17 protein-coding genes, 1 tRNA gene and 3 rRNA genes are annotated in these 19,861 nt (G+C 49.6%); 5 read left to right on the top strand and 16 right to left on the bottom strand.

Annotated elements, in window-relative coordinates:
- Window positions 1-185: 185 nt before the first annotated feature.
- The 4 genes from dndE to dndB are packed head-to-tail and all read right to left on the bottom strand — an operon-like array spanning window position 186 to window position 5,173.
- Window positions 186-536 carry a DNA sulfur modification protein DndE gene (dndE, locus tag ACNRUY_RS21625; protein WP_488113743.1) on the bottom strand — a complete coding sequence of 117 codons (351 nt, stop codon included), beginning with the start codon at window positions 534-536 and terminating at the stop codon, window positions 186-188.
- The gene (gene dndD / locus ACNRUY_RS21620) at window positions 526-2,553 is read right to left on the bottom strand and encodes a DNA sulfur modification protein DndD (RefSeq protein ID WP_488113742.1); all 2,028 of its coding nucleotides are present in this window, start codon (window positions 2,551-2,553) and stop codon (window positions 526-528) included. Before dndD ends, dndE begins: the two co-directional genes overlap by 11 nt.
- A complete protein-coding gene (gene dndC, locus ACNRUY_RS21615; protein ID WP_488113741.1) occupies window positions 2,550-4,079 on the bottom strand; it encodes a DNA phosphorothioation system sulfurtransferase DndC in 1,530 nt (509 codons plus the stop codon). The genes dndD and dndC overlap by 4 nt, the downstream gene beginning before the upstream one ends.
- Window positions 4,076-5,173, bottom strand: coding sequence for a DNA sulfur modification protein DndB (gene dndB, locus ACNRUY_RS21610; protein ID WP_488113740.1), 1,098 nt, complete (start codon window positions 5,171-5,173; stop codon window positions 4,076-4,078). The genes dndC and dndB overlap by 4 nt, the downstream gene beginning before the upstream one ends.
- Window positions 5,174-5,269: 96 nt before the next feature.
- Between dndB and tusA the strand changes: the two genes are divergently transcribed.
- On the top strand, window positions 5,270-5,527 hold the full coding sequence (tusA, locus tag ACNRUY_RS21605) for a sulfurtransferase TusA (protein ID WP_488113739.1): 258 nt from the start codon (window positions 5,270-5,272) through the stop codon (window positions 5,525-5,527).
- Between the two features lie 27 nt (window positions 5,528-5,554).
- Here the strand turns inward: tusA and ACNRUY_RS21600 are convergent, their stop codons facing one another.
- From ACNRUY_RS21600 to ACNRUY_RS21570, 7 genes are all read right to left on the bottom strand, one after another.
- Complete coding sequence (locus ACNRUY_RS21600) at window positions 5,555-7,594, bottom strand: DNA phosphorothioation-associated putative methyltransferase (RefSeq protein WP_488113738.1); 2,040 nt, start codon at window positions 7,592-7,594, stop codon at window positions 5,555-5,557.
- Between the two features lie 7 nt (window positions 7,595-7,601).
- Complete coding sequence (locus ACNRUY_RS21595) at window positions 7,602-8,153, bottom strand: hypothetical protein (RefSeq protein WP_488113737.1); 552 nt, start codon at window positions 8,151-8,153, stop codon at window positions 7,602-7,604.
- A gap of 119 nt (window positions 8,154-8,272) precedes the next feature.
- Window positions 8,273-8,629 (bottom strand): hypothetical protein, encoded by a 357-nt coding sequence (locus ACNRUY_RS21590; RefSeq protein ID WP_488113736.1) that lies wholly within the window; start codon window positions 8,627-8,629, stop codon window positions 8,273-8,275.
- A gap of 95 nt (window positions 8,630-8,724) precedes the next feature.
- Complete coding sequence (locus ACNRUY_RS21585) at window positions 8,725-9,114, bottom strand: hypothetical protein (protein ID WP_488113735.1); 390 nt, start codon at window positions 9,112-9,114, stop codon at window positions 8,725-8,727.
- Window positions 9,115-9,253: 139 nt separating this feature from the next.
- A complete protein-coding gene (locus ACNRUY_RS21580; protein WP_488113734.1) occupies window positions 9,254-9,703 on the bottom strand; it encodes a hypothetical protein in 450 nt (149 codons plus the stop codon).
- Window positions 9,704-9,741: 38 nt separating this feature from the next.
- Window positions 9,742-10,023, bottom strand: a complete 282-nt coding sequence (locus ACNRUY_RS21575; RefSeq protein ID WP_488113733.1) for a nucleotidyltransferase domain-containing protein — start codon at window positions 10,021-10,023, stop codon at window positions 9,742-9,744.
- Window positions 10,024-10,326: 303 nt separating this feature from the next.
- Window positions 10,327-10,403, bottom strand: a tRNA-Arg gene (locus ACNRUY_RS21570).
- 392 nt (window positions 10,404-10,795) lie between these two features.
- On the opposite strand from ACNRUY_RS21570, the gene ACNRUY_RS21565 reads away from it, so the two are divergent.
- Entirely contained in the window at window positions 10,796-11,227 is a 432-nt protein-coding gene (locus tag ACNRUY_RS21565) for a c-type cytochrome (RefSeq protein WP_488113732.1), read from the top strand.
- A gap of 195 nt (window positions 11,228-11,422) precedes the next feature.
- On the opposite strand, the gene ACNRUY_RS21560 is transcribed toward ACNRUY_RS21565, so the two are convergent.
- The gene (locus ACNRUY_RS21560) at window positions 11,423-12,370 is read right to left on the bottom strand and encodes a universal stress protein (protein ID WP_488113731.1); all 948 of its coding nucleotides are present in this window, start codon (window positions 12,368-12,370) and stop codon (window positions 11,423-11,425) included.
- A gap of 375 nt (window positions 12,371-12,745) precedes the next feature.
- Between ACNRUY_RS21560 and ACNRUY_RS21555 the strand changes: the two genes are divergently transcribed.
- From ACNRUY_RS21555 to ACNRUY_RS21545, 3 genes are all read left to right on the top strand, one after another.
- Window positions 12,746-13,843, top strand: coding sequence for a polyamine ABC transporter substrate-binding protein (locus ACNRUY_RS21555; RefSeq protein ID WP_488113730.1), 1,098 nt, complete (start codon window positions 12,746-12,748; stop codon window positions 13,841-13,843).
- Window positions 13,844-13,985: 142 nt separating this feature from the next.
- Window positions 13,986-15,218 carry a GGDEF/EAL domain-containing response regulator gene (locus tag ACNRUY_RS21550; RefSeq protein WP_488113729.1) on the top strand — a complete coding sequence of 411 codons (1,233 nt, stop codon included), beginning with the start codon at window positions 13,986-13,988 and terminating at the stop codon, window positions 15,216-15,218.
- Window positions 15,219-15,430: 212 nt separating this feature from the next.
- Window positions 15,431-16,837: an SLC13 family permease gene (locus tag ACNRUY_RS21545; RefSeq protein ID WP_488113728.1), complete on the top strand. Its 1,407-nt coding sequence runs from the start codon at window positions 15,431-15,433 to the stop codon at window positions 16,835-16,837.
- A 307-nt stretch (window positions 16,838-17,144) separates the two neighbouring features.
- Here the strand turns inward: ACNRUY_RS21545 and ACNRUY_RS21540 are convergent, their stop codons facing one another.
- From ACNRUY_RS21540 to ACNRUY_RS21525, 4 genes are all read right to left on the bottom strand, one after another.
- Complete coding sequence (locus ACNRUY_RS21540) at window positions 17,145-18,548, bottom strand: SLC13 family permease (RefSeq protein ID WP_488113727.1); 1,404 nt, start codon at window positions 18,546-18,548, stop codon at window positions 17,145-17,147.
- An 848-nt stretch (window positions 18,549-19,396) separates the two neighbouring features.
- Window positions 19,397-19,512: ribosomal RNA gene (gene rrf, locus ACNRUY_RS21535) — 5S ribosomal RNA — on the bottom strand.
- Window positions 19,513-19,545: 33 nt separating this feature from the next.
- Window positions 19,546-19,661 (bottom strand): 5S ribosomal RNA (gene rrf, locus ACNRUY_RS21530).
- 91 nt (window positions 19,662-19,752) lie between these two features.
- A 23S ribosomal RNA gene (locus ACNRUY_RS21525) occupies window positions 19,753-19,861 on the bottom strand; the annotation flags it as partial.

Below are 19,861 nucleotides of genomic sequence, written 5' to 3'. Positions count from 1 at the left end.
TGATTAGTATGAATCATAAGGGTTACCTTTTTACGATTTAGATTTCAGTGATTTCACCCTCTATCTAAATCGGTAACCCTTCCCTTTTTTGAAGAGGGAATTGTCAGATCAGATCTGAACTAATGCACTTTATCCCCTGGCCCAATGGCCGGGGGGATTTTCCAAAATAGATTTAAAAAGTTGGCTCACGCCACCTTACCGTTACACTTCAAAACCAAATCAGAAAGATCATTAACCCCAGAAAAGACCCCAAGCCCATCATCAACAAGCTGAGCCACTGCTTTGGAAATTTCAATATCCTGAGACTGCTGACGTATAAGCATGGCATAAACATCAGCCTGCTCACCAAGCAAGGTGTTGGTATTGAATTCCTGGCCGTCCTGCTCCGTTTTAACCTTCTTCCCCAGGCTGCCCGTTTCCAGAGAATGAGCTATCGCCAGCCGAGCCAAAATATTGGGCGTGAGCCCGGTATTACCCTTCATTCTGGCCAGCAGGTCTGTTGCCTTTTTGGATATACGAATTCTATTAGGCAACATCTTCTGTCAGCTCCTCAGCCTTTTCTTCTTCCGTATCAAACCCGAAGTAATGCCCTTTCAGGTACTCTGAATATCCCTCTTTCGGGAAATACTCTACCTCAAAGACATGCGAAATATATGGGGACAACTGCTGATAATAGGCTTGGTCAATCTCCGTATCCGTAGAAAGAATAATGACCTGGTGGCTGGCGCTTGGAAAATAATTCTCCACCAGTTTGCCTCGGTGCTTACTGTCCAGTCGACCCAGTGGTGTATCGATAATAACAGGCAACTTTCTGCCTGAAGTTCGCGCCAGAGCTTCCAGAATAGAGATCGCAAAAATCTGCTTCTCACCAGCAGACAGTTGCTGTTTATTAATCACCATGCCTGAGTCGTTGAGCAAAGTCACATCAAAGGTCTTTGGGTTAATCCTGGCCTTGAGGCTAATATCCTCTTTTCGAGCCAGCTTTCTAAACGATTTTATAAACTCTGTCTCCAGCTGTTTAATTTTGTTTTCTGTCGCCTTGGTTGCAAACTCATTAAGCAATGCCCTGGAACGCTGAGCCATCTGGTATGCACGGTTGCTGGAGAAATTTGCACTGTATTCCTGCTCCTTTTTCTGCATCTGTCTCATAACATCCATGGCTTCCCGCAGGGCTCTCCTGGCGTTTTCCCTGGCAACCGCTTGCTTATTGGTTTCTTCCGTTCTTTTTTCGTGGAGCTCACGTATCTGCTTTAACTCATCTTCAAGAAACGCTTGGTCTGGTGCACGTTGAAGATTTTTGCTGGCATTATCCAGCTCATTCTGGATGTTAGCCAGCTGCTCACCCAAGCTCTGCAACTGTTCCCTGGCCTTAGGAACGAGCTTCTCCACAAGAACGCTCACCCGGTTCAACTGTCGCTCGGAACAGTCGTGCACTACATCCACAGGGTCAATGCCATCAAACAGCTCTGTAAAGGCATTACTCACCGCCCGTTCAACGGCTTGCTTATCCTTCAGGGATTGAAGCAGTGAGCTTTTCAGGAGCTTAACTTTCTGGTCAAAACTTGCCTTCAGAATTTTCTGTTTTTTAAAATCCTGTTCTCTGGCTAACTGCTTCAGAAGGCTCTTTAGACTCTTGGTAGCCAGTACCAGTGGGTAATCGGCCCCCATACAGTTACGCATCAGCTCTTCAAGCTGCTTTTTTTCAACAACCAGCTGGTTCAGCCGCTGTTGCTGGTCATTACGGGTTCGAGCCCAGGCTCCCCCTTTGCTAGAGATATAAGATTCAGAGCGCTTGATGTCTTCATCAACCAGTGCAACCTGCCGTATTGCCTCACTATGCTCCACCATTCCGGCTTCATAGCCAGCATAAGCCACATCATACTTGGCCTTTAGGTCATCCATCTGTTTTTGATGTTGCTCAGGCATGGAGGCTGTATTTTTTTCACGCAGATAGATAACCAGGTCATCTCTCATGCGGTTGACCACATCCAGCCCAAGAAGCTTCCTAATCGCTGTGCCTAGAGCCCGGCCTGTGGTGTCTTCTGCCAATTCAGCGATTTTTTCGCCATCAAAGAAAAAGAGATCTGAAACCCCAATGGGAATCAACTCATTCAGGAAGCCCTGACACTGTTCATCGGTGAGCTCCTCCAGTTCCTCACCATCTTTCTCAATGCTGAGGATTTCATCAACTTTTTTACCCGTTACCGTCCACTCACGCTTGATGGTATAACGTGATACCACACCCCGAGTCGCATAACTGAAGGTCAGATGAATTCTGGCCGCATTTTTTTCAACACCGCCCTTTTTACCCTTGTGGATCGACTCTTTCAGGTACTCATGATATTCCCGGTTAGAAACATGATTACCCAGGCTGTACTTGCCATACAGAGCCAACCGGATAGCGGTAAGGGTTGTGGTTTTACCGGCACCGTTCAAGCCTCCAAACAAGATAATTGGCCGCCTACGGCCATCGTGCATTTTCGGAGCAAGACAAATCGTCTCTTCGTCGCTAACCACTCTGAAAGCACAGATTTTCAGTTCTTCCAGAATCATGTAAGAGCCTCGTATTTTTCTCTCAACTCTTTCATCTCTTTTTCATAACTATCCAGTTGCTTGATACTACCCATTCTGTACTCATGACTGTCTTCAGCATCCCAGTCCTGCTCCAGTAGGGCTTCCATTTTCTTCAGCAACCCTCGGCGAACACTTAAGCCTTCCATGGATAACTCCAGCTCAATCAGCTTCATAATCAGCTCTGCCGGTACACTATGTGAGTCTTCCAGCTCCTTCAGCAAATCAGCATCAGGCTTGGTAAACGCACCCGCATCATTTTCAACCCAATCCAGGTCCACCCCATAAACTTCCCGGTAGATCGCAGGCAGGCAGTCAGTCCAATCAGGGTCCAGAGGGTCATGCAGCCACTCTTTTCGAATCGCCTGAAGTTCTGGACGAGTGATCAACTCTATTTCGTGCCCCTGGTTCCTCAGGTCACGCTCAATCGTTAGTAATTCTTTTAGCCACCCTTGTCGCACTGACATCTTATAAGGGCCGTACGCTCGCTTGATATCACGGGAGCCATCTTCGTTAACACTGCGACTGCGCACATAGCTGATGCGCCCATCACGGCGACGAGCACTGCGCAGCGCCTCTTTGTTTTCTGGAAGTGTGCTATCCCAAAGCTGTTTCCGAAAATCAAGTAATGGCACCATCCAGGTTGCACCATTTTCAATCAAACCTTCAATGGCTTTATCTTTGGTGACAACAGTGCAAGTCCAGCAACCAAAACGGGAGTTACCACAGGAGGGAGTACTCTTGTCGATCACCAAAGGGCACTCACCTGCGTTCGACCCCTTGTAAAGTTCAAATAGCTCCCTGTTGGTTCCGCCCCAGGGTGCGTAGGTCGCCAGTAAATACATCCAGACTTCATCATGGGTCCAGCTTTCAATGGGCATATACGTATATGCCCCTGGCAAGGAAGAGTGACGCGACAACAGGCTTCCATCTATTTTATGTTTAGCAATTACCTGAGCACGGGACGAGCTTTCCTGGCTTCGAGACCCAAGCACAACTATGACTTCACCAAATCGGGCGACCTTATCCATGATAAAGTCGCTTACCGGGTCAATTTTCATCCGCTCGGTGCACCACCGAAAAGAGGTGGTGGGTGCTGGATAGCCCTTGCCTAAGAGGTTGGCCCAGAAAGTCTGGTCAGTCTTCGGGTATACCTGATGGGCACTAATAGGCAAACCATGCTCTTTGCCTCCACTGTTAACCGCCTCAATTACATGCTTGATTTGATCCACTACAACAGGGGTTTCCACCAGCGTATCGGAGGATACAACATAAACGTGCTTCTTCAGCTCTTTGGGCTCAAGTTTCAACAGAGCGGTATATACAAGGGACAAAATCGTGGTGGAGTCTTTTCCACCAGAAAAACCAATCACCCAAGGCTTGTCATCGTAGCGATAAAGCTCCTGGACTTCATGAATAAGGTCCTTAAGTGGCCGACCAGCGTAGGGGCTGTCAATATCAGCCAGCATTTCATCAATACTGGCGTACAAAAGAGTTTCATCTGTCATGATTGAAAAGTCTCTTCAAGAGACTGGTCTGATGGGCTGAGCCTGACACCCAGAGCTTTGCGAATGATATTTGCGGTTAAGGTGACGTTGGTTCTGGCTTTGCTCAGCTTCCCGTGCAGCAGGGCACGCCCCTCCCAAAGCTCTTTGTTCGCTCGAGACCAATCAATAGTGTTCAGTTCTTGCAATCTGGGTTTCCAGTCTTTCGGATACTGACTTAGCAGGTCTGCACCTGCACAACCCAGCGCATGTAAAGTGACCCCGTGGGCATGAACAAAATTTGTTCTGAGTTCAGCAGAAGATACCTTCCTGTTTTCTGCATCTTTCCAGTCTGGCATCACTTCAGTAACTGCTTGCCAGTATTCGGCTGCCAGCAACACCTCTTCCTGACTTATGCGATCTTTCAAGCCTTTACGTAAAAGGCTCCTGCTGGCCAGTTTCACACTGCTCAAGGTAAATAACTTGATGCTTCTATTGGAAATACTGGATTTTTCAAGCTCTGTCAGTTTTTTAAAACATGAAACATGGTCAACAATATACCGGGCCATATTTGAGCTTGGATCACGCCGATCGTACAAAGTGCTCAAAGACTCACTGGGCCTGACGGCGTGCTTGTTGAGGTCTGCAAACATCTGCTGGCTGCGCTTTAAGCCTTCATCAATGAAAAACAGGACGGGAATGTTGTCATGCCCAAGCTCGCTGTTCTCCTTGATCGCATCTTCAATCGCAGCGCGGCGATGCTGACCATCATTGATCAGAATCTGAGCATCCATTGGCACCGATAGAAGCCCCAGATTGACGGCCACTCCAGTGTCGGCCAAAGGTTCAAAGTGCACCTGGTCATTAATGGAGGCAGTGATCGCAGACAAAGTGTAATCCTCCCTATTACCAACCAGATACCGCACCATGTCAGGAATACGAGACCGGTTCAGGGTACGCTGAGCCCTCAGTTCTGGCGGAACCTCCTCTTCATCAAAAACAAAGATTTTAGGCACCAGGCGCATAGGGCACATAGCGATATAACAAGGTCGACCGGATTGTATGCCCCTCACCGCAGGAAAGGTATGGCTGAATTCACGCAAATGATTAGAACTCATGCTGACGTCTGTATGTAAAAAAACATTGTACCTGTATAGTGGAAGTGAAAAATAGACTCAAAATCACATCCAAGCCACCGAAAGTATGTGAAAAAAATGTTGACACCAGAATTTATCGAGGACTACAAAGTTGATCAAACCCTTGACGCCAAAGGGCTATCATGCCCTGAACCGGTTATGTTGCTGCATAACGCTGTTCGAAAATTAAAATCTGGAGAGGTGTTGGAAGTGATTGCAACGGATCCATCGACTAAGAGAGACATCCCAAAGTTCTGTACATTTCTTGGCCACCAGCTGCTACTTCATAATGAAGTTGATGGCCAGTTTATATACCACTTAAAAAAGTCAGCATGATGCTTACCCTTATGTAAAGTGTGCCTCTTAGGGGTTTGTATACTCGCTGGCCAGTTTATAAAACCGATACCCCCGCACCTCCAGGCCATGGCGCTCCTTTAACGAGTGCTTGAGCTCTACCAGAGGCAGCCCGTAGTTTTTTCCCGAGTTCAAAAGGCCCGTTGCTTCAAGTCTTCGGTCAAACGTCGCTTGCTTCTGGTAATCTGGAAAGTCGTCATCAATCAACTTCGACTTCCAGTACAGGGGCTGCGGCTCATAGTCACCGTAGCCATAGTCAAAAAACTCGATCCTCCCTGCCCTCATATTGATTTTGATCCGCTCTCTCAGCAGGGGCAGTGGCTGGGTTTCAAAGCCGTCGTAGATCATCAGCGTTAACTTCCCTGAACGTATGTGGATTTTTACCAGGTCCACCCCTTCCAGTTCACCGTAAAGCTGGGTTGCGCAGCCAATATACAGCTGCAACTCTATGGGCAACTGTTCAATAAAACGGGTATGGAGGATCAAGGAGTGTCCAGAATTTAACAGGCTGGCCGGGAGTGACTGGCTCGCCTCCTGGCATTTTTGGTGGATAAGGTTGGGTTCAGCCAGTGAGTACAGTAATGCTTTTGCCTCCTCCGTGGCTGAGCGATAGTTACCGAAAAATGTTTTGATATCCCGCTTCAACGGCTCAGGCATGGTTTTGTAGGGGCGCTTCTTGCTGAACATTTGCAGGGCAAAGTAGATCTGCAACTCATCTTTGCGTTGCTGCTCCGACATCAGGAAGTCAGCATGGTCGTACTTCAAACAGGCCAGTTTGAACACCTGCTTTGGAGAACCTATGTTCTCTTGCAGTTCCCGGGCGGATACCAGTTCCTCCACAGCAGGCAAACGTCCCAATACCAGGCATTGCAGCCAGAACGACTCCACCAGCTCGGGGTTTTGTTCCAATACCTGCTGATGCTTTGATGTCCTCGGTGTTTTCTGGGTCAGCTGCCGCCAGCGCTGGCGGTTACGTCCCTTGTTGGCCAGGTACAGTTGTTCTTCACTTTTATCCCGAAAGATGTAAAACAGCCCTGGCCCCACGGCGATGGCCTCCTCATCCAGAACCTGCTCAATAAAACTCTGCAGTTCATCCTGGCTGTAGTACTTCTGGAAGGTCTGTCGGGAGGTAATGACACCGTCTTTGTAGGGCTTGAACTTTCGGATAAGACCATCCGTGGCCAGCATAGCGGCCACCACCAACAGCCGTTCGGTCAGCTGCCAGGCTCCCAGCAAAGCGTCCACCCGTTCTTCAATATCTTCAATGACATTGATCACAAAGCCCAGGTTGACCAGGTCTGCATGGGTTTTCACGCCTTCCGGGCGCCAGTTGGGGTCCCACCCCTGGGCAACCAGACCATGCGCTTCCAGTTCACGCAGATCATCCCCCTGGCCACAACCGTAATCAAACAGGGTGTAGTCACCGTTCAAGTAACCATGCCGGGCCAGGGATTTCATGGGCGTGGATAAACCATCACGGGACAGTGCGGTTTTATGCCGATGGATTTTCTGCGACGCATTTACCTGAAAGCTGGCCGAACGAAATAGACGACCGTCCACCAGTGTATAGCCTTTGCTTTCCAACAGGCTTTCCCAGGAGCGCTTGAAGCCAATGACTTTGCTGTTGTCATAAAGCCCCGCCAGCTCTCCTTCCTGGGTGATCAGGCAAAAGTCCTGGTAATGAGGGGAGTCCGGCAGCACCATCAACTCTTTGCGGTGCAGTATGGGTGGGTTATCGGTTTTGTGATACCGGGTTTCTTTGCATTGCTCCCGGGCCAGGTCAATGCTGATGCTTTTGTGCAAGGCTGGATAAGCCTCTGAAAAAAAGTCCGGGTAGCTAAGAACGGTCAGCTTGAAGCAGTCCCGATGGAACTTCAGGATGTCCCACTCCGGATCCTTTAACGCTAACTTGCCGATCTGGGCCTGTGCAAAGTCTTTCAGACAAGAATTGACCGCCACCAGCACGGTTTTGTGTAAATAAACAGCTTTGGGCAGTTTTTTGCCAACCGCCAGACCATTGATGGCCATGTGGTATTGTTCTGGCGTCATCGCTCGCCTACTGCTGAAGAAACCCTTCCACAGTGTAGCGATGTGGGTATAACTTGCCCATAGCCGAACGCTTCATCCAGCAGACTTCCTTACTCAATCTCTTGGAGTAGCTGATATGGATGGGGCGATCATCGCCATAAAAGTAGAGCCGGTCAAAGGGGCAGTGTTGCACGGCCCACCGGGCGATGGCCAGGGAACTGATACCCGGTACCAGAAAGTCACAGGCCATCCCCCCACGCTTACAGATGCGCCTACCCTTGCTGTTGAGTTCATAAGCTGCGTGTTGATCCAGCTCAGGGGCAACACCAGGCCGCTTTTTCCGGGTAATAGCAAGACCCAGAGCATGGGAACAAAAGCCGTAGGTTAAATGAAGGCGGCCAAACTCATGAACAACAGGATCCAGAATATTGGTGGCGAGTTCTGCAATGGCCTGCCAACTTTCCGATTGCCGGGGAAGGTTATCCATACCACCTTGCGCAAAGGTGTCACCACAACAGATCAGATCCTGGTATCGAAAGTACTTGCTGCAGTGATCATTAATACTGAGGGCGGCTGTCATTTGTTCTCTTTTTCCAGGTGCACACCAAACATTAACTGTGCAATATCTGTTCTTTTATGAAATCGTAAGCATTTGGAAGACTCAAGTCATCCGTACCAGACGTTCTTGCCTGCTATCCCTCAAAGATGATAATACCAGTTCACCGCAAAAACACTGATGATGGTGGTGATCAGACCACCAAAGGTGATCCAGTACTGGCGGTGCATGCCGCCAATTTCTGTACGGACATCAGCAATTTCGCTCTTCAGCTCGGTACGCACACCAGCGATCTCCGTACGTACATCCGCTATATCACTTTTCAGATTGGTAAAGCCATTCATCATTTTTTCGTTCTGCTCATAGATCAGCCTTTGCATGGCGAGCAAATCATTCTTGGTGGCGTAGATCTCGCCATTCAGCGAGGCCTGAACATGGGCGGCGGTTTCCTCATCCACCCCGAGGGCTTTCAACTCTGAAAACAGTGACTTCTTTTCCATAACAACTCCTTAAAGGGCTGGCATTCAGGCTAGCTTATGGCATAAAGGTTGTCAGGGGTCTGTGTGTTCTGGCACGGATGAAATGCCCTTCTCACTCAAATGTGGTAATACCAGTTCACCGCAAAAACGCTGATGATGGTGGTGATCAGACCACCAAAGGTGATCCAGTACTGGCGGTGCATGCCACCAATTTCTGTACGGACATCAGCGATCTCCATACGCACATCAGAGATTTCACTTTTCAGCTCAGTGCGCACCCCTGAAATTTCACTTTTCAACTCGGTGCGAACCTCTGAAATATCACTTTTCAGGTTGGTAAAACCATTCATCATTTTTTCATTCTGCTCATAAATCAGCCTTTGCATGGCGAGCAGGTCATTTTTGGTGGCGTAGATCTCGCCATTCAGCGAGGCCTGAACGTGGGCGGCGGTTTCCTCATCCACCCCGAGGGCTTTCAACTCTGAAAACAGTGACTTCTTTTCCATAACAACTCCTTAAAGGGCTGGCGTTCAGGCTAGTCCATAGAGTGAAAGCTGTCATGGCCACATCGCGCAAGACTGCCACAGAGGATCCTCCGCTTTGACATGAAAAATAGCGTTTGCCATTGAGACATCGCGGACTCTTTTATCCTTGTGAGAGATGGCGGCTCAAGTATTGATCCACTTGATCAGGAGTGCTCAACAGCAATGGAGTGAATCGCAGTACTTCACGGTGAATATTGATCAATGCTTCCTCTTCATATTCGTGGGCAATGGCATTGCGGAGTTCACGAATGATGACAAAGTCACGAGCAGAATCGATCAACCCTTTTTTCTCGGCGCGATTGATACGGTCCCGAACAGATCCCTGACTTTCAAGATCCAGTTCGTCCACCAGCCGGAAGATTTTCTGAATCAGAATATCACTCATGCGGGCAAAACGCGCTGTCAGGGTTTCGAACTTCTCATGGCCCTCAGCATCCAACAGGTCAAGCTCCAGGGGCTGACACCGCTGCAATGACCACTCAAGTCCGATGGCGGCCCTGCGCATTTGCTGAAGCTGTTTTTCCAGTAACTGGCGTTTGTCCCTGGTCATGTTCTTTCTGTCTCGGGGTTGTTTAAGGTGATTAGTCGCTACAACTCAATGGCTTTGGTCACTACAGTTCTGGCGAAATCCCCTCGGCCATCTTTATCCAAAAGCAGGTCAATCTTCTGCTCCCCTAACTGCTGATGCAAATCAGCCAGAATATTCAGCTTATCAGTGAAACCCAGTTTTGCCGAGATCACCAGCAGGTCAATATCCCCCCCCTTTTTCTTCGGGTCAACGCGGGAGCCAAAAAGCAGCACCTGAGCGCTGGAGTCATAAGCCTTTATGACGGTTTTAATGATCTGCTGCTCCTCGTGGGTCAAGCGCATAGGGTTTCCTTTTGTGACAATGCTTTCGCCGGTCACCCGACAGCCTCAGTGATTAACGACAACATGGCCTTTTTTCAGGTACTTAGCTTTGTAAGGAGACGTTCCCTGGACTGAAGCCACTTTTGAAAATAGAGTCAGGCAAGACCGTGCCGAGTGTCAAACCATCCTATCGAAGCCTGAGGCCAGTGGGAATAATAACAAACAGAATCCAGGATCCGCAGGAAAGAACCTTGGGCTCAATAGCAAATCGGTTTTGAGGGTGGAGTGTTACTGGTAAGAAAAAATAGGAGAGAGTTTTATCTATGGCGCACCCGAGAGGATTCGAACCTCTGACCTCTGCCTCCGGAGGGCAGCGCTCTATCCAGCTGAGCTACGGGTGCACTTTTTATGCAACATCACCGGAACCACGTAATCGCCGTTCCAGCGGGTGCCAATAATACTGATCCGACCCCGGGCTGTCCATGATTTTTTATCCTTGTGGACCACCTCCCTGTCACCAGCGAATCTACTTTGAACAAAGCCATTGCTGAAAAGCCAGTGAATCCCATGGCACTGCCCACTGAAACCACCGGACAACCGAACCCGCAACCGTATAAACCCCTGTTTTAGGCAGGGTAATTGATCTATAATCCTCCTGCTTAAAATAATTCGGCTACGCTGGCATCAGCTCTGCAAAGGGTTCAAAAACGCCTTTTTCAGCTCAGGCGATACCCAGGCATGATTGCGGTCGATAGCCATAAAAGAGGACAAGCGAGTGTCTCGGGTTATTCAAATGCGTGCTTTTATTCTGTTGGTTGGGGGACTTTTCGCGGCACTGGCGTTTGCCAAGCCGGTCACGGATCTGGACCCCACTTCCCGAAGTGAAATCAGCGAGCGTATTGCCCCTGTGGGTAAGGTTTGCCAAACCGGTGAGGAGTGCGCCAGTGCTGCCGGAGCTGTGGCTACCGCCAGCGGTCCACGGACAGGCGATGCCATTTATAGCCAGTTCTGCGTAGCCTGCCATGGAACTGGGCTGCTCGGCGCCTCCAAAAAAGATGACTTCGCCGACTGGAAAAAAAGAGAAACAGCCGCCGGTGGTTTCAATAAAATGCTGGGCAATGCCATCAGCGGGATTCGCAGCATGCCCCCCAAGGGCACCTGCATGGATTGTTCAGACGAAGAGATCAGCTCCGCTATTCAATACATGAGCGGGCTTAAACCCTGACCTATACCCGTTGCCTTTGTGCCCTTTTCTGTTGCGCTTCACTTCGTTCAGCAGCAACCTACGTTAAAGTGGCTATACCTGGAGGCTTTAGAACATTCTTCTGGAATGCAGTAGGTTGCTGCTGAGCACAGCGAAGCGCAACAAAAGCAGCGCCTTTTCTTACACTGCGTGTATGGATATATACGCTTTCCTGCACTAGCCCCTGGCCTCTTTTGCCAGGGGGCTGACAAACCCTTCCGGCTTTACTGCCAGAATGGAGCAATAAACACCGTTCATAATATTTTCCGCGGTATTTCCTACCCAGACGCCTTCCGTATGCCGCCCTAATGTGCCCATAACCACGACATCCACATTCAGCTTATTGGCCAGTTTCTGAATTTCCGCCGATGGGCTGCCTTTCAATAAATGAACAGAGACATCTTTATCACTGATACCCACTTCTTTCATAATCTCTTCAAGCTTGCACTGGTGGCGCCTCTGGGTGATTTCCTGAAGTTCGTACAACTCCTCATCGGTGAGGGTTTTCAGGGAGCGCTTGCCCACCGGAAGGTTCCATACACTGGCCAGATGCAGTTCTGCCGCTTCCTGAGCGGCCAGGTACAGGCCGTACTGTGACAGTTTCCGGTTCAGCTCATGGGCTCCGGAATCCGGGTCTCCGGCATCAATGGCCACCAGAATTTTACCGGTGGCGTCCGGCAGTTGTTCCCGGTCCGCCATCATCAGGATCGGCACCGGACATTTCCGCAGTAAAGCCAGGTCATTGCCGGTTAGCTGGTTATGGGTCAAGGCCCCCGTTGAGTCCGCCAGCTTGATCACCAGGTCAATATGGTGCTCTTCAATCACTTCATGGATGTGTTGTCGGGGTCGACCGGAAACCACCAGCGTCTGTGCATTGACGCCATTATACCAGGCAACTTCTTTCAATCTCACCAGCTCTTCTTCCAGCTGTTGACGAAACAGAGCCTCCAACTTCTTTTCAAGGGGAAGAAACTGCAACCGGTGCATAACCTCAATACTGTTATCAAACAGCGCAATCAGTACACTGGCCCGATTGTCCAGAGCCAACCGGAAGGCTTGCTGCAACTCCATGTCGGACGTGTGCTGACGGGTTACTACCAGAAGGATCGAACGAAATGCATGCATGGAATTCCCCTTGTTCAGAGTCACACCCTCCTTCACCAGGAGCCTGTCGGACTTACGACAATTTCGGCCTAAAATCCAGAAAGAACGGCCTAATCTTTCGATGAATTCGATTAAATAGGCCCGCTATTCGCACGAATCCATCGAAAGATTTGACTCGTTCTACTGAATTTTATGCTCGAAAGCATAAGCCCGGCAGGCTCCTAGCAACCATTATCGCAGTAATCTCCAGTTCTGCTTTGAAATCTTCCGCTCTTTTTAATTCTCAACAAATGGATTCAGCTTGAGGATGCCCCGCCCTGCTATATAATCGCGCCCCGAATGATTTCTGTTGCATCCACTACTGCGAGGCATTACGGCACACCTATGAAGAAGCTGATGATTATCCCTTCACTGGTCTTGACAGCACTGCTCTGGACGCCCCTCCTCCAGGCTGCCGACAATGAGGCGAACAACCTCTACTTTTACAATTGGACCGACTACATTGCCAAAGATACGGTCAAAAATTTTTCCAGACAGACAGGCATCAAGGTCGTTTATGATGTATACGACAGCAATGAAGTGCTGGAAGGCAAGCTGCTTTCAGGCCGAAGTGGTTTTGACCTAGTCTCCCCCTCTCACGACTTTTATAAAACCCAGATCCGTGCCGGAGTCTATGAGCCACTGGACAAGAGCAAGCTGCCCAATCTGAAAAATCTGGACCCGAAAATCATGAAAGTGATTTCCGACTCATTTGATGAAGGAAACACTTATGGCATTCCCTATCTGTGGGGTACCACGGGCATTGGCTACAACAAAGCAGCCGTAGAAAAGGCACTGGGTAAAAATGCCCCCGTTGACAGCTGGGCCCTGATTTATGAACCAGAGAATATGAAAAAGCTGCAGAAGTGCGGCGTGGCTTTTCTGGATGCCCCCAGTGAAGTACTGCCTTCCGTCATGGCTTACCTGGGCATTCCCGGGGACAGTCTGGATAGCCGCGACTATAAAAAGGCGGTGGAAAAGATCAAGACCGTTGCCCCTTATGTCAGCTACTTTCACTCATCCCGCTCCCTGACTGATCTGGCCAATGGCGATATCTGTGTGGCACTGGGGTGGTCCGGAGATATGCTGATGGCCAGGGACCGGGCCCTTGAAGCCAAAAATGGCCTGGATATCCGCTACGTGATTCCGGTCGAAGGCGCACCCATGTGGATTGATATGCTGGCCATTCCCAAAGATGCGAAGCACAAAGACGCCGCCCACAAGATGCTCAACTACCTGATGGAGCCGAAAGTCATTGCCGATGTCACCAATTACGTGACCTATGCCAACCCGGTTCCCACATCCCGCTCTCTGGTCAAGCCGGATATCGCCAATGACCCAGGCATCTACCCCTCCGACGACACCATGAAAAAGCTGTTTGTTTTCAAGGAGCTGCCCAGCAAACTCAAACGCTATATCACCCGTGAGTGGTCCAGGGTCAAGTCCGGCACCTGATCGCTTCCACCTTCGTTTACCCGATAGAGTGCCAGATTCTCTGGCACTCCCTTCCCCCTTCTGGCAACAGCTCTCCCTGTAAAAGCCCTTTCCGATTAAATGCGCCATAATTGAACAATGGACCCATCCCGATGGACTTTTCATGGAAGACAAATTCAGCGCCCTGAGCGTGCTTATTCTTGAAGATCACAGTTTTCAACGTATGGTGGCCGAACAAACCGTTTCCGGCCTGGGTATCCGCCACCTCACTACCGCCAAAGATGCCGAACAGGCCCTGGAGCAATTGAAAGCCTCCGGGGCCGTGGATATCGTGATATGTGATCTGGACATGCCGGGCATGGATGGCATTCAATTTATTCGCCACCTGGGCGAACAAAAGCTCGCCCACAGCCTGATTGTGCTCAGCGCCCTGGATGCCTCACTGATCCGCATTGTGGGGGACATGGCCCAGGCCCATGGCCTGAAAGTTCTTGGGAACCTCCCCAAACCCCTGTCCCGCGACCGAATAAGGGAGTTAATGGAACTCCACTTTGGAGAAAAACCGGAAGATGGGCGGGCCATTGTGACCAATGAGCTGATTTTTGACGAGGAGGATCTGAAACAGGCCATTAATGACCAGCAGTTCATCCTTTATTATCAGCCGAAAGTCCTTCTGCAAAGCGGTCGTCTGGTCTCGTTTGAAGCCCTGGCCCGCTGGTTCCATCCGGAGGCAGGCCTGATCAGCCCCACCCGCTTCATTCCTCTGATGGAAAGCACAGGCCTGATCACCACCATGACCCTGAACCTGATCGATATTGCCCTTGAGCAGATTCATAAGTGGAGAAGCCATGGACGAAACCTCTCCGTCGGTATCAACCTGTCTTCATTAATGCTCTGTGACACCCGCCTTCCAGACCAATTGATTGCTAAAACCCGGGCGCTGGATATTCCTCCCGAGCTACTGACTCTGGAAATCACCGAAAGCAGCCTGATCCAGAATGCCGCCAGAGCACTTGAGACCCTGGCCCGCTTCAGGCTTCATGGGTTCTCACTGTCCATTGATGACTTTGGCACCGGCTATTCCAGTATGCAGCAGTTAAACCGGATTCCCTTCTCCGAGCTGAAGATCGACCGCTCTTTTGTTCTCAACGCCTGTAACGACAAGACGCACAGAGCCATCATCGAGGCCAACATTGGCCTGGCCCATACCCTTGAGATGCAGACGGTCGCCGAGGGCGTAGAAACCCTCGATGACTGGGCTCTGCTGAACCAGCTGCACTGCGATATGGCTCAGGGCTACTTCATCGCCAAACCCATGCCTGCGGACCAGGTTGAATCCTGGGAAGCGGATTGGATCACACGTCAGCCTATCTCCACCCCAAAGCCCAGAATTTGACTCCGAGCTGCAAGGTGCCTATTTCCCCCACCTCCGACTGACTACTAAAACGGCTCCTTCATTGACCTGTTGCAATACCCCCAGTTGCTTCTTTATGCATCATAGCAACCACTAACAATTTTAAACCCCTTGTTGTTTGCAGGCCGGTGTTTACAAACAGAGAGTTGCAAACCGGGAATTGCGAGCACAGCTTCAAGGTTCAATAAACGACCATGTCACACACCACCAGGCTTTCACTGATTGCTGCAGTCTTCTTTCTGCTTTTCTTCATTCCCACAGAAATGATTCCCATTGCCAATATCACGATAGAAGGCCAGAGAGTTCTGGCCATTTTTGTGATGGCGACACTGCTGTGGGTATCAGAACTTGTTCCTGCCTATGCCACGTCATTGCTGATTCTGGGACTGTTGACCGTTACATCATCCGACAGCAGCCCGTTTTTTCTCAGGGCAGCCCTGGACCCGGACAGCATGCTCAGTTACAAGGAGATCTTCAGCAGCCTCGCGGCGCCCGTGGTCGTGCTCTTTCTCGGGGGCTTTTTTATCGCGATTGCCGCTACCAAGTACAAAATGGACATCAACCTGGCCAGGGTACTGCTTAAACCCATTGGCAGTGACTATAAAAAGGTCATGCTTGGCCTGATGGGCATTACCGCGGTCTTCTCCATGTTCATGAGCAACACCGCAACCACCGCCATGATGCTGACGCTACTGACCCCGCTTCTGGCCCATGTGGATAACACCGACAACGGTGTTAAAGGCATTATTATGGCGGTGCCCATTGCCGCCAATATTGGCGGCATCGGAACCCCCATTGGCACACCACCCAACGCCATTGCCTTTCGCTACCTGACTGGTGAACATGCCATTACGTTTGGCGAGTGGATGCTGTTTGCCATCCCCATGGCACTGGTCCTGATCCTGATTGCCTGGGTCCTTCTGCGCAAACTTTATCCCGGCAATATCAAAGAGTTGTCCGTTAAGATCGAATCCCGCTTTGAACGCACACCCAGAGCTTATGTCGTCTATATAACCACTGCCGCAACCGTTCTGCTGTGGACAACCTCAAGCTTGCATGGGGTCAACTCATACACTGTCGCCTTACTGCCGGTTATTATCTTCTCCCTCAGTGGCATCATAGACACCAACGACATCAAAAAGATCAACTGGGATGTTCTCTGGCTGATTGCCGGGGGTATTGCCCTTGGTTATGCCCTGGAAAAAAGTGGCCTGGCCAGCGCCATCGTCCACACTATTCCCTTTGACACCATGGGCACTTTTGTAGTGCTGTTCCTGATGGCTCTGGTCGCCATGGTGATGGCGACGTTTATGTCCAATACCGCTACCGCCAACCTGCTGATGCCCATCGCAGTCTCCATTGCTACAGTACTCACGGGTCTCGACAGCTATGGTGGCATCAGCCTCATGGTGATCTGTGTGGCACTTTCTGCTTCTATGGGTATGTCTCTGCCCATCAGCACGCCTCCCAATGCACTGGCCCATGCGACCGGAATGGTAGCCAGCAGAGACTTTATCAAGACAGGCAAGTTCGTCAGTACGATGGGGGTTTTGCTGATTTTCTCTATTGTGACCCTGCTGGGTGTGATCGGCTATTTCTGAACCGCTTGAACCGAAAGCCTTTCAGGCTTTCGGTTATTCCCCCCTTAAACCTAGATTCAGCAGTTGGATGCGGAATTTGTGGAAAATCTGAGCGTTCTCAGCAAGGCGCGTCGTGCAGCCAATGGCCGTAGCCTTTATGCCCTATGGGTACTTGGCAAACGGCGCAACACAGCTGAGGGCGCTCAGATTTTTCACAAAGCCACAGAGCGGATTCGAAGTCACCCAAAAGGTGAGTAATAAATACAGTTCTGTGGCTTTTACTCCACTGATTGTAGAGAACCTCAAGCGGCCAACGGCTGAATCTAGGTTAAAACAGTCCGAAATACGTCATTCCCAGAAGCACCTTAAATATCAACAGTACGCCCAGAGGACTGATGATCCGGGCTGTCCTGATGAAGTCTCTGGTATCAACCAGGCCAGTGGCATGAGCCAGAGCATTAGGCGGTGTACTGATAGGAAGCCCCATCCCCAGGGAGGAAGACAGCGCCACAGCCGTTCCAATCACGACCAGGCCTCCAACCTCTTCGATACTGGCCACAGAAACTGACATAGAGACCGCAATAGGCATCAGCAAGTTGGCGGTGGCCGTGTGGGACATAAACGTCGCCATCACCATACACAGCACACTGATACCAAGAATAATGGCAACCGCGCCAAACTGATCAAACGGCACCAGGCTGACCATAAGACTTGCCAGCCCTGAAGATGCCAGAGCCATCCCGATGGCTATGCCCCCTGCCAGCAACCAGAGCACATCCCAGCTGATCTGCTTGAGATCCTGCTTATCCACAATGCTGCACAGGCTGAAAACCGCAACAGGAATAATGGCAACCGCATAGGCGCTGATGCCGTGAAAACTGGAAAACATCCACAGAGCAATAGTCAAAATCAGGGTGGTGTACACAATATAAGGCTTCAGGCCCCGCTCGAAGCGACCATCAATCTGAACGTCCAGATCCCCCCCTTTTGATGGATACATTTTCTGAAGCAGCCACCAACTGAAGGCAATCATAATAATAGTGATCGGAACCGCGAACAGCATCCAGCCACCAAACGACAGAGAGTGTTCACCTACAAAGTAACGGAAAGCAATCGCGTTGGGCGGTGTCCCAATGGGTGTCCCCATTCCTCCAAGATTGGCAGCAATGGGAATACTGAGCACCATTGCACGACAGCCTGGATCTTTGGCGTCCATTCTGGCAACCAGCGGCGTCATGATCGTGATCATCATGACACTGGTTGCGGTATTACTCATAAACATGGAAAAAACCGCAGTGATGATCATCACACCCAGCATCACAATTTCATATTTCTGCCCAAAAGGCTTCAACAAAACCCTGGCCAGGTTAATATCAACCTTGTATTTGGCGCAGGCCAGCGCGATAAAAAAACCACCCAGAAACAGAATAATGACGGGAGAGGCAAGGCTGTGAAAAATATCCGTATAATTCAGCATGTCCTCGCCCAGCACGTCACGCATCGGAAATGGAGCACTGTTGGACGTAGTCAACACCAGTAACATGATAATAAGAAGGGAGGTTGCAAAGGCGGGAACTGCATCACTGACCCAAAGCATGGTGGCTAGTAGAAATATCGCCAGAACCCTTTGCTGAAGGGCTGAAAAAAGCCCTTCCGGGTAGACCCACTCAGGAAAACAAAACAGCACAAGAAATACAGTTGAAATTAATATTAGTTTTTTTATGGGATCCATTTGAACGTCCAGTGATAGATTGTTTATAGAACTGGGCGGTGTGCCTGACGTGCATTTTGTATGAATAAACTTTCACCGTTCATATGCAGCTTTAACCAATGGAAGGGGATGATGGCATACACCCATGCCATAGCTTGCTTCCATTCCTGAACAGCACACCGGAATAGCAGCAATATTGCCTTATTCTGCCCTCTTCTACTCTGCCCCAAGTCATAAAGTGAATCGATTTATCAGTGGCAGGCAAGGTTACAGTCAATAAAAAAAAATCATTGAATGATATAAAACAGTTTTTTTATGAACCCAATCAATTAAAATCAAAAAATTCCAACTCTTTTCCTTAACCATTTATTTTCAAATACAGGCCAAAAGACTTAACTGGTGAATCAAAATACCTATTCACATACCAAGTAAAATCGGGAAACACCTTTGAAGGCAGCATTGTTATGCTGTTTATTTTTCAGGCTATGAGCCATTCTTGTTTTCTGATGAGTCTGATATTTATTCGCCAGCTTTAGTTTTTTTCACCCGTACATAGCAAAAAGCCCTGACCGAATAAACGATCAGGGCTTTCTAAATAAGTGCTTGGCAATGACCTACTCTTTTATGCCTTTAGACCCTATGGGTCCTTTGGGTACACATGGGGAAACCCCACACGACTGCCATGGAAGGCAGGAGTGCAGAAAATGCACGACTGCATGGATGCAGAAGGGAGGGTAACGCATGGAGCTGTTACCGAGGAGCAATTTTCTGCCTACCACCGGCGATCCGTCATCTCACTATTTAGTTTTTTCAACCATACATAGCAAAAAGCCCTAACCGAATAAACGATCAGGGCTTTCTAAATAAGTGCTTGGCAATGACCTACTCTCACATGGGGAAACCCCACACTACCATCGGCGATCCGTCATTTCACTACTGAGTTCGGGATGGGATCAGGTGGTTCTAACGCTCTATGGTTGCCAAGCTTAACTGGCTATATATCAAAATAGAAACTGGTGCCTGGCGATGACCTACTCTCACATGGGGAAACCCCACACTACCATCGGCGATCCGTCATTTCACTACTGAGTTCGGGATGGGATCAGGTGGTTCTAACGCTCTATGGTCGCCAGGCGAAAACGGTGTGGAAACCAAAATTGTTGCTGAATTCTGTTCTTGCTTAACACTCATCTATGTATGGCGTAGCAAATCGCTTTGGCGTTATATGGTCAAGCCGCACGAGTCATTAGTATTGGTTAGCTCAATGCCTCACAGCACTTACACACCCAACCTATCAACGTCATAGTCTTTAACGGCTCTTCAGGGACCTCTAA

Source organism: Endozoicomonas sp. Z74, from assembly GCF_057680865.1.
The sequence above is the reverse complement of the archived record's forward strand: the minus strand, read 5'-3'. Positions and strand labels throughout refer to the sequence as shown.

Excerpts from the sequence above, each read along its gene's own strand:
- dndE (WP_488113743.1), bottom strand. The coding sequence starts at position 536 with ATGTTGCCTAATAGAATTCGTATATCCAAAAAGGCAACAGACCTGCTG.
- dndD (WP_488113742.1), bottom strand. The coding sequence starts at position 2,553 with ATGATTCTGGAAGAACTGAAAATCTGTGCTTTCAGAGTGGTTAGCGAC.
- dndC (WP_488113741.1), bottom strand. The coding sequence starts at position 4,079 with ATGACAGATGAAACTCTTTTGTACGCCAGTATTGATGAAATGCTGGCT.
- dndB (WP_488113740.1), bottom strand. The coding sequence starts at position 5,173 with ATGAGTTCTAATCATTTGCGTGAATTCAGCCATACCTTTCCTGCGGTG.
- tusA (WP_488113739.1), top strand. The coding sequence starts at position 5,270 with ATGTTGACACCAGAATTTATCGAGGACTACAAAGTTGATCAAACCCTT.
- ACNRUY_RS21600 (WP_488113738.1), bottom strand. The coding sequence starts at position 7,594 with ATGACGCCAGAACAATACCACATGGCCATCAATGGTCTGGCGGTTGGC.
- ACNRUY_RS21595 (WP_488113737.1), bottom strand. The coding sequence starts at position 8,153 with ATGACAGCCGCCCTCAGTATTAATGATCACTGCAGCAAGTACTTTCGA.
- ACNRUY_RS21590 (WP_488113736.1), bottom strand. The coding sequence starts at position 8,629 with ATGGAAAAGAAGTCACTGTTTTCAGAGTTGAAAGCCCTCGGGGTGGAT.
- ACNRUY_RS21585 (WP_488113735.1), bottom strand. The coding sequence starts at position 9,114 with ATGGAAAAGAAGTCACTGTTTTCAGAGTTGAAAGCCCTCGGGGTGGAT.
- ACNRUY_RS21580 (WP_488113734.1), bottom strand. The coding sequence starts at position 9,703 with ATGACCAGGGACAAACGCCAGTTACTGGAAAAACAGCTTCAGCAAATG.
- ACNRUY_RS21575 (WP_488113733.1), bottom strand. The coding sequence starts at position 10,023 with ATGCGCTTGACCCACGAGGAGCAGCAGATCATTAAAACCGTCATAAAG.
- ACNRUY_RS21565 (WP_488113732.1), top strand. The coding sequence starts at position 10,796 with ATGCGTGCTTTTATTCTGTTGGTTGGGGGACTTTTCGCGGCACTGGCG.
- ACNRUY_RS21560 (WP_488113731.1), bottom strand. The coding sequence starts at position 12,370 with ATGCATGCATTTCGTTCGATCCTTCTGGTAGTAACCCGTCAGCACACG.
- ACNRUY_RS21555 (WP_488113730.1), top strand. The coding sequence starts at position 12,746 with ATGATTATCCCTTCACTGGTCTTGACAGCACTGCTCTGGACGCCCCTC.
- ACNRUY_RS21550 (WP_488113729.1), top strand. The coding sequence starts at position 13,986 with ATGGAAGACAAATTCAGCGCCCTGAGCGTGCTTATTCTTGAAGATCAC.
- ACNRUY_RS21545 (WP_488113728.1), top strand. The coding sequence starts at position 15,431 with ATGTCACACACCACCAGGCTTTCACTGATTGCTGCAGTCTTCTTTCTG.
- ACNRUY_RS21540 (WP_488113727.1), bottom strand. The coding sequence starts at position 18,548 with ATGGATCCCATAAAAAAACTAATATTAATTTCAACTGTATTTCTTGTG.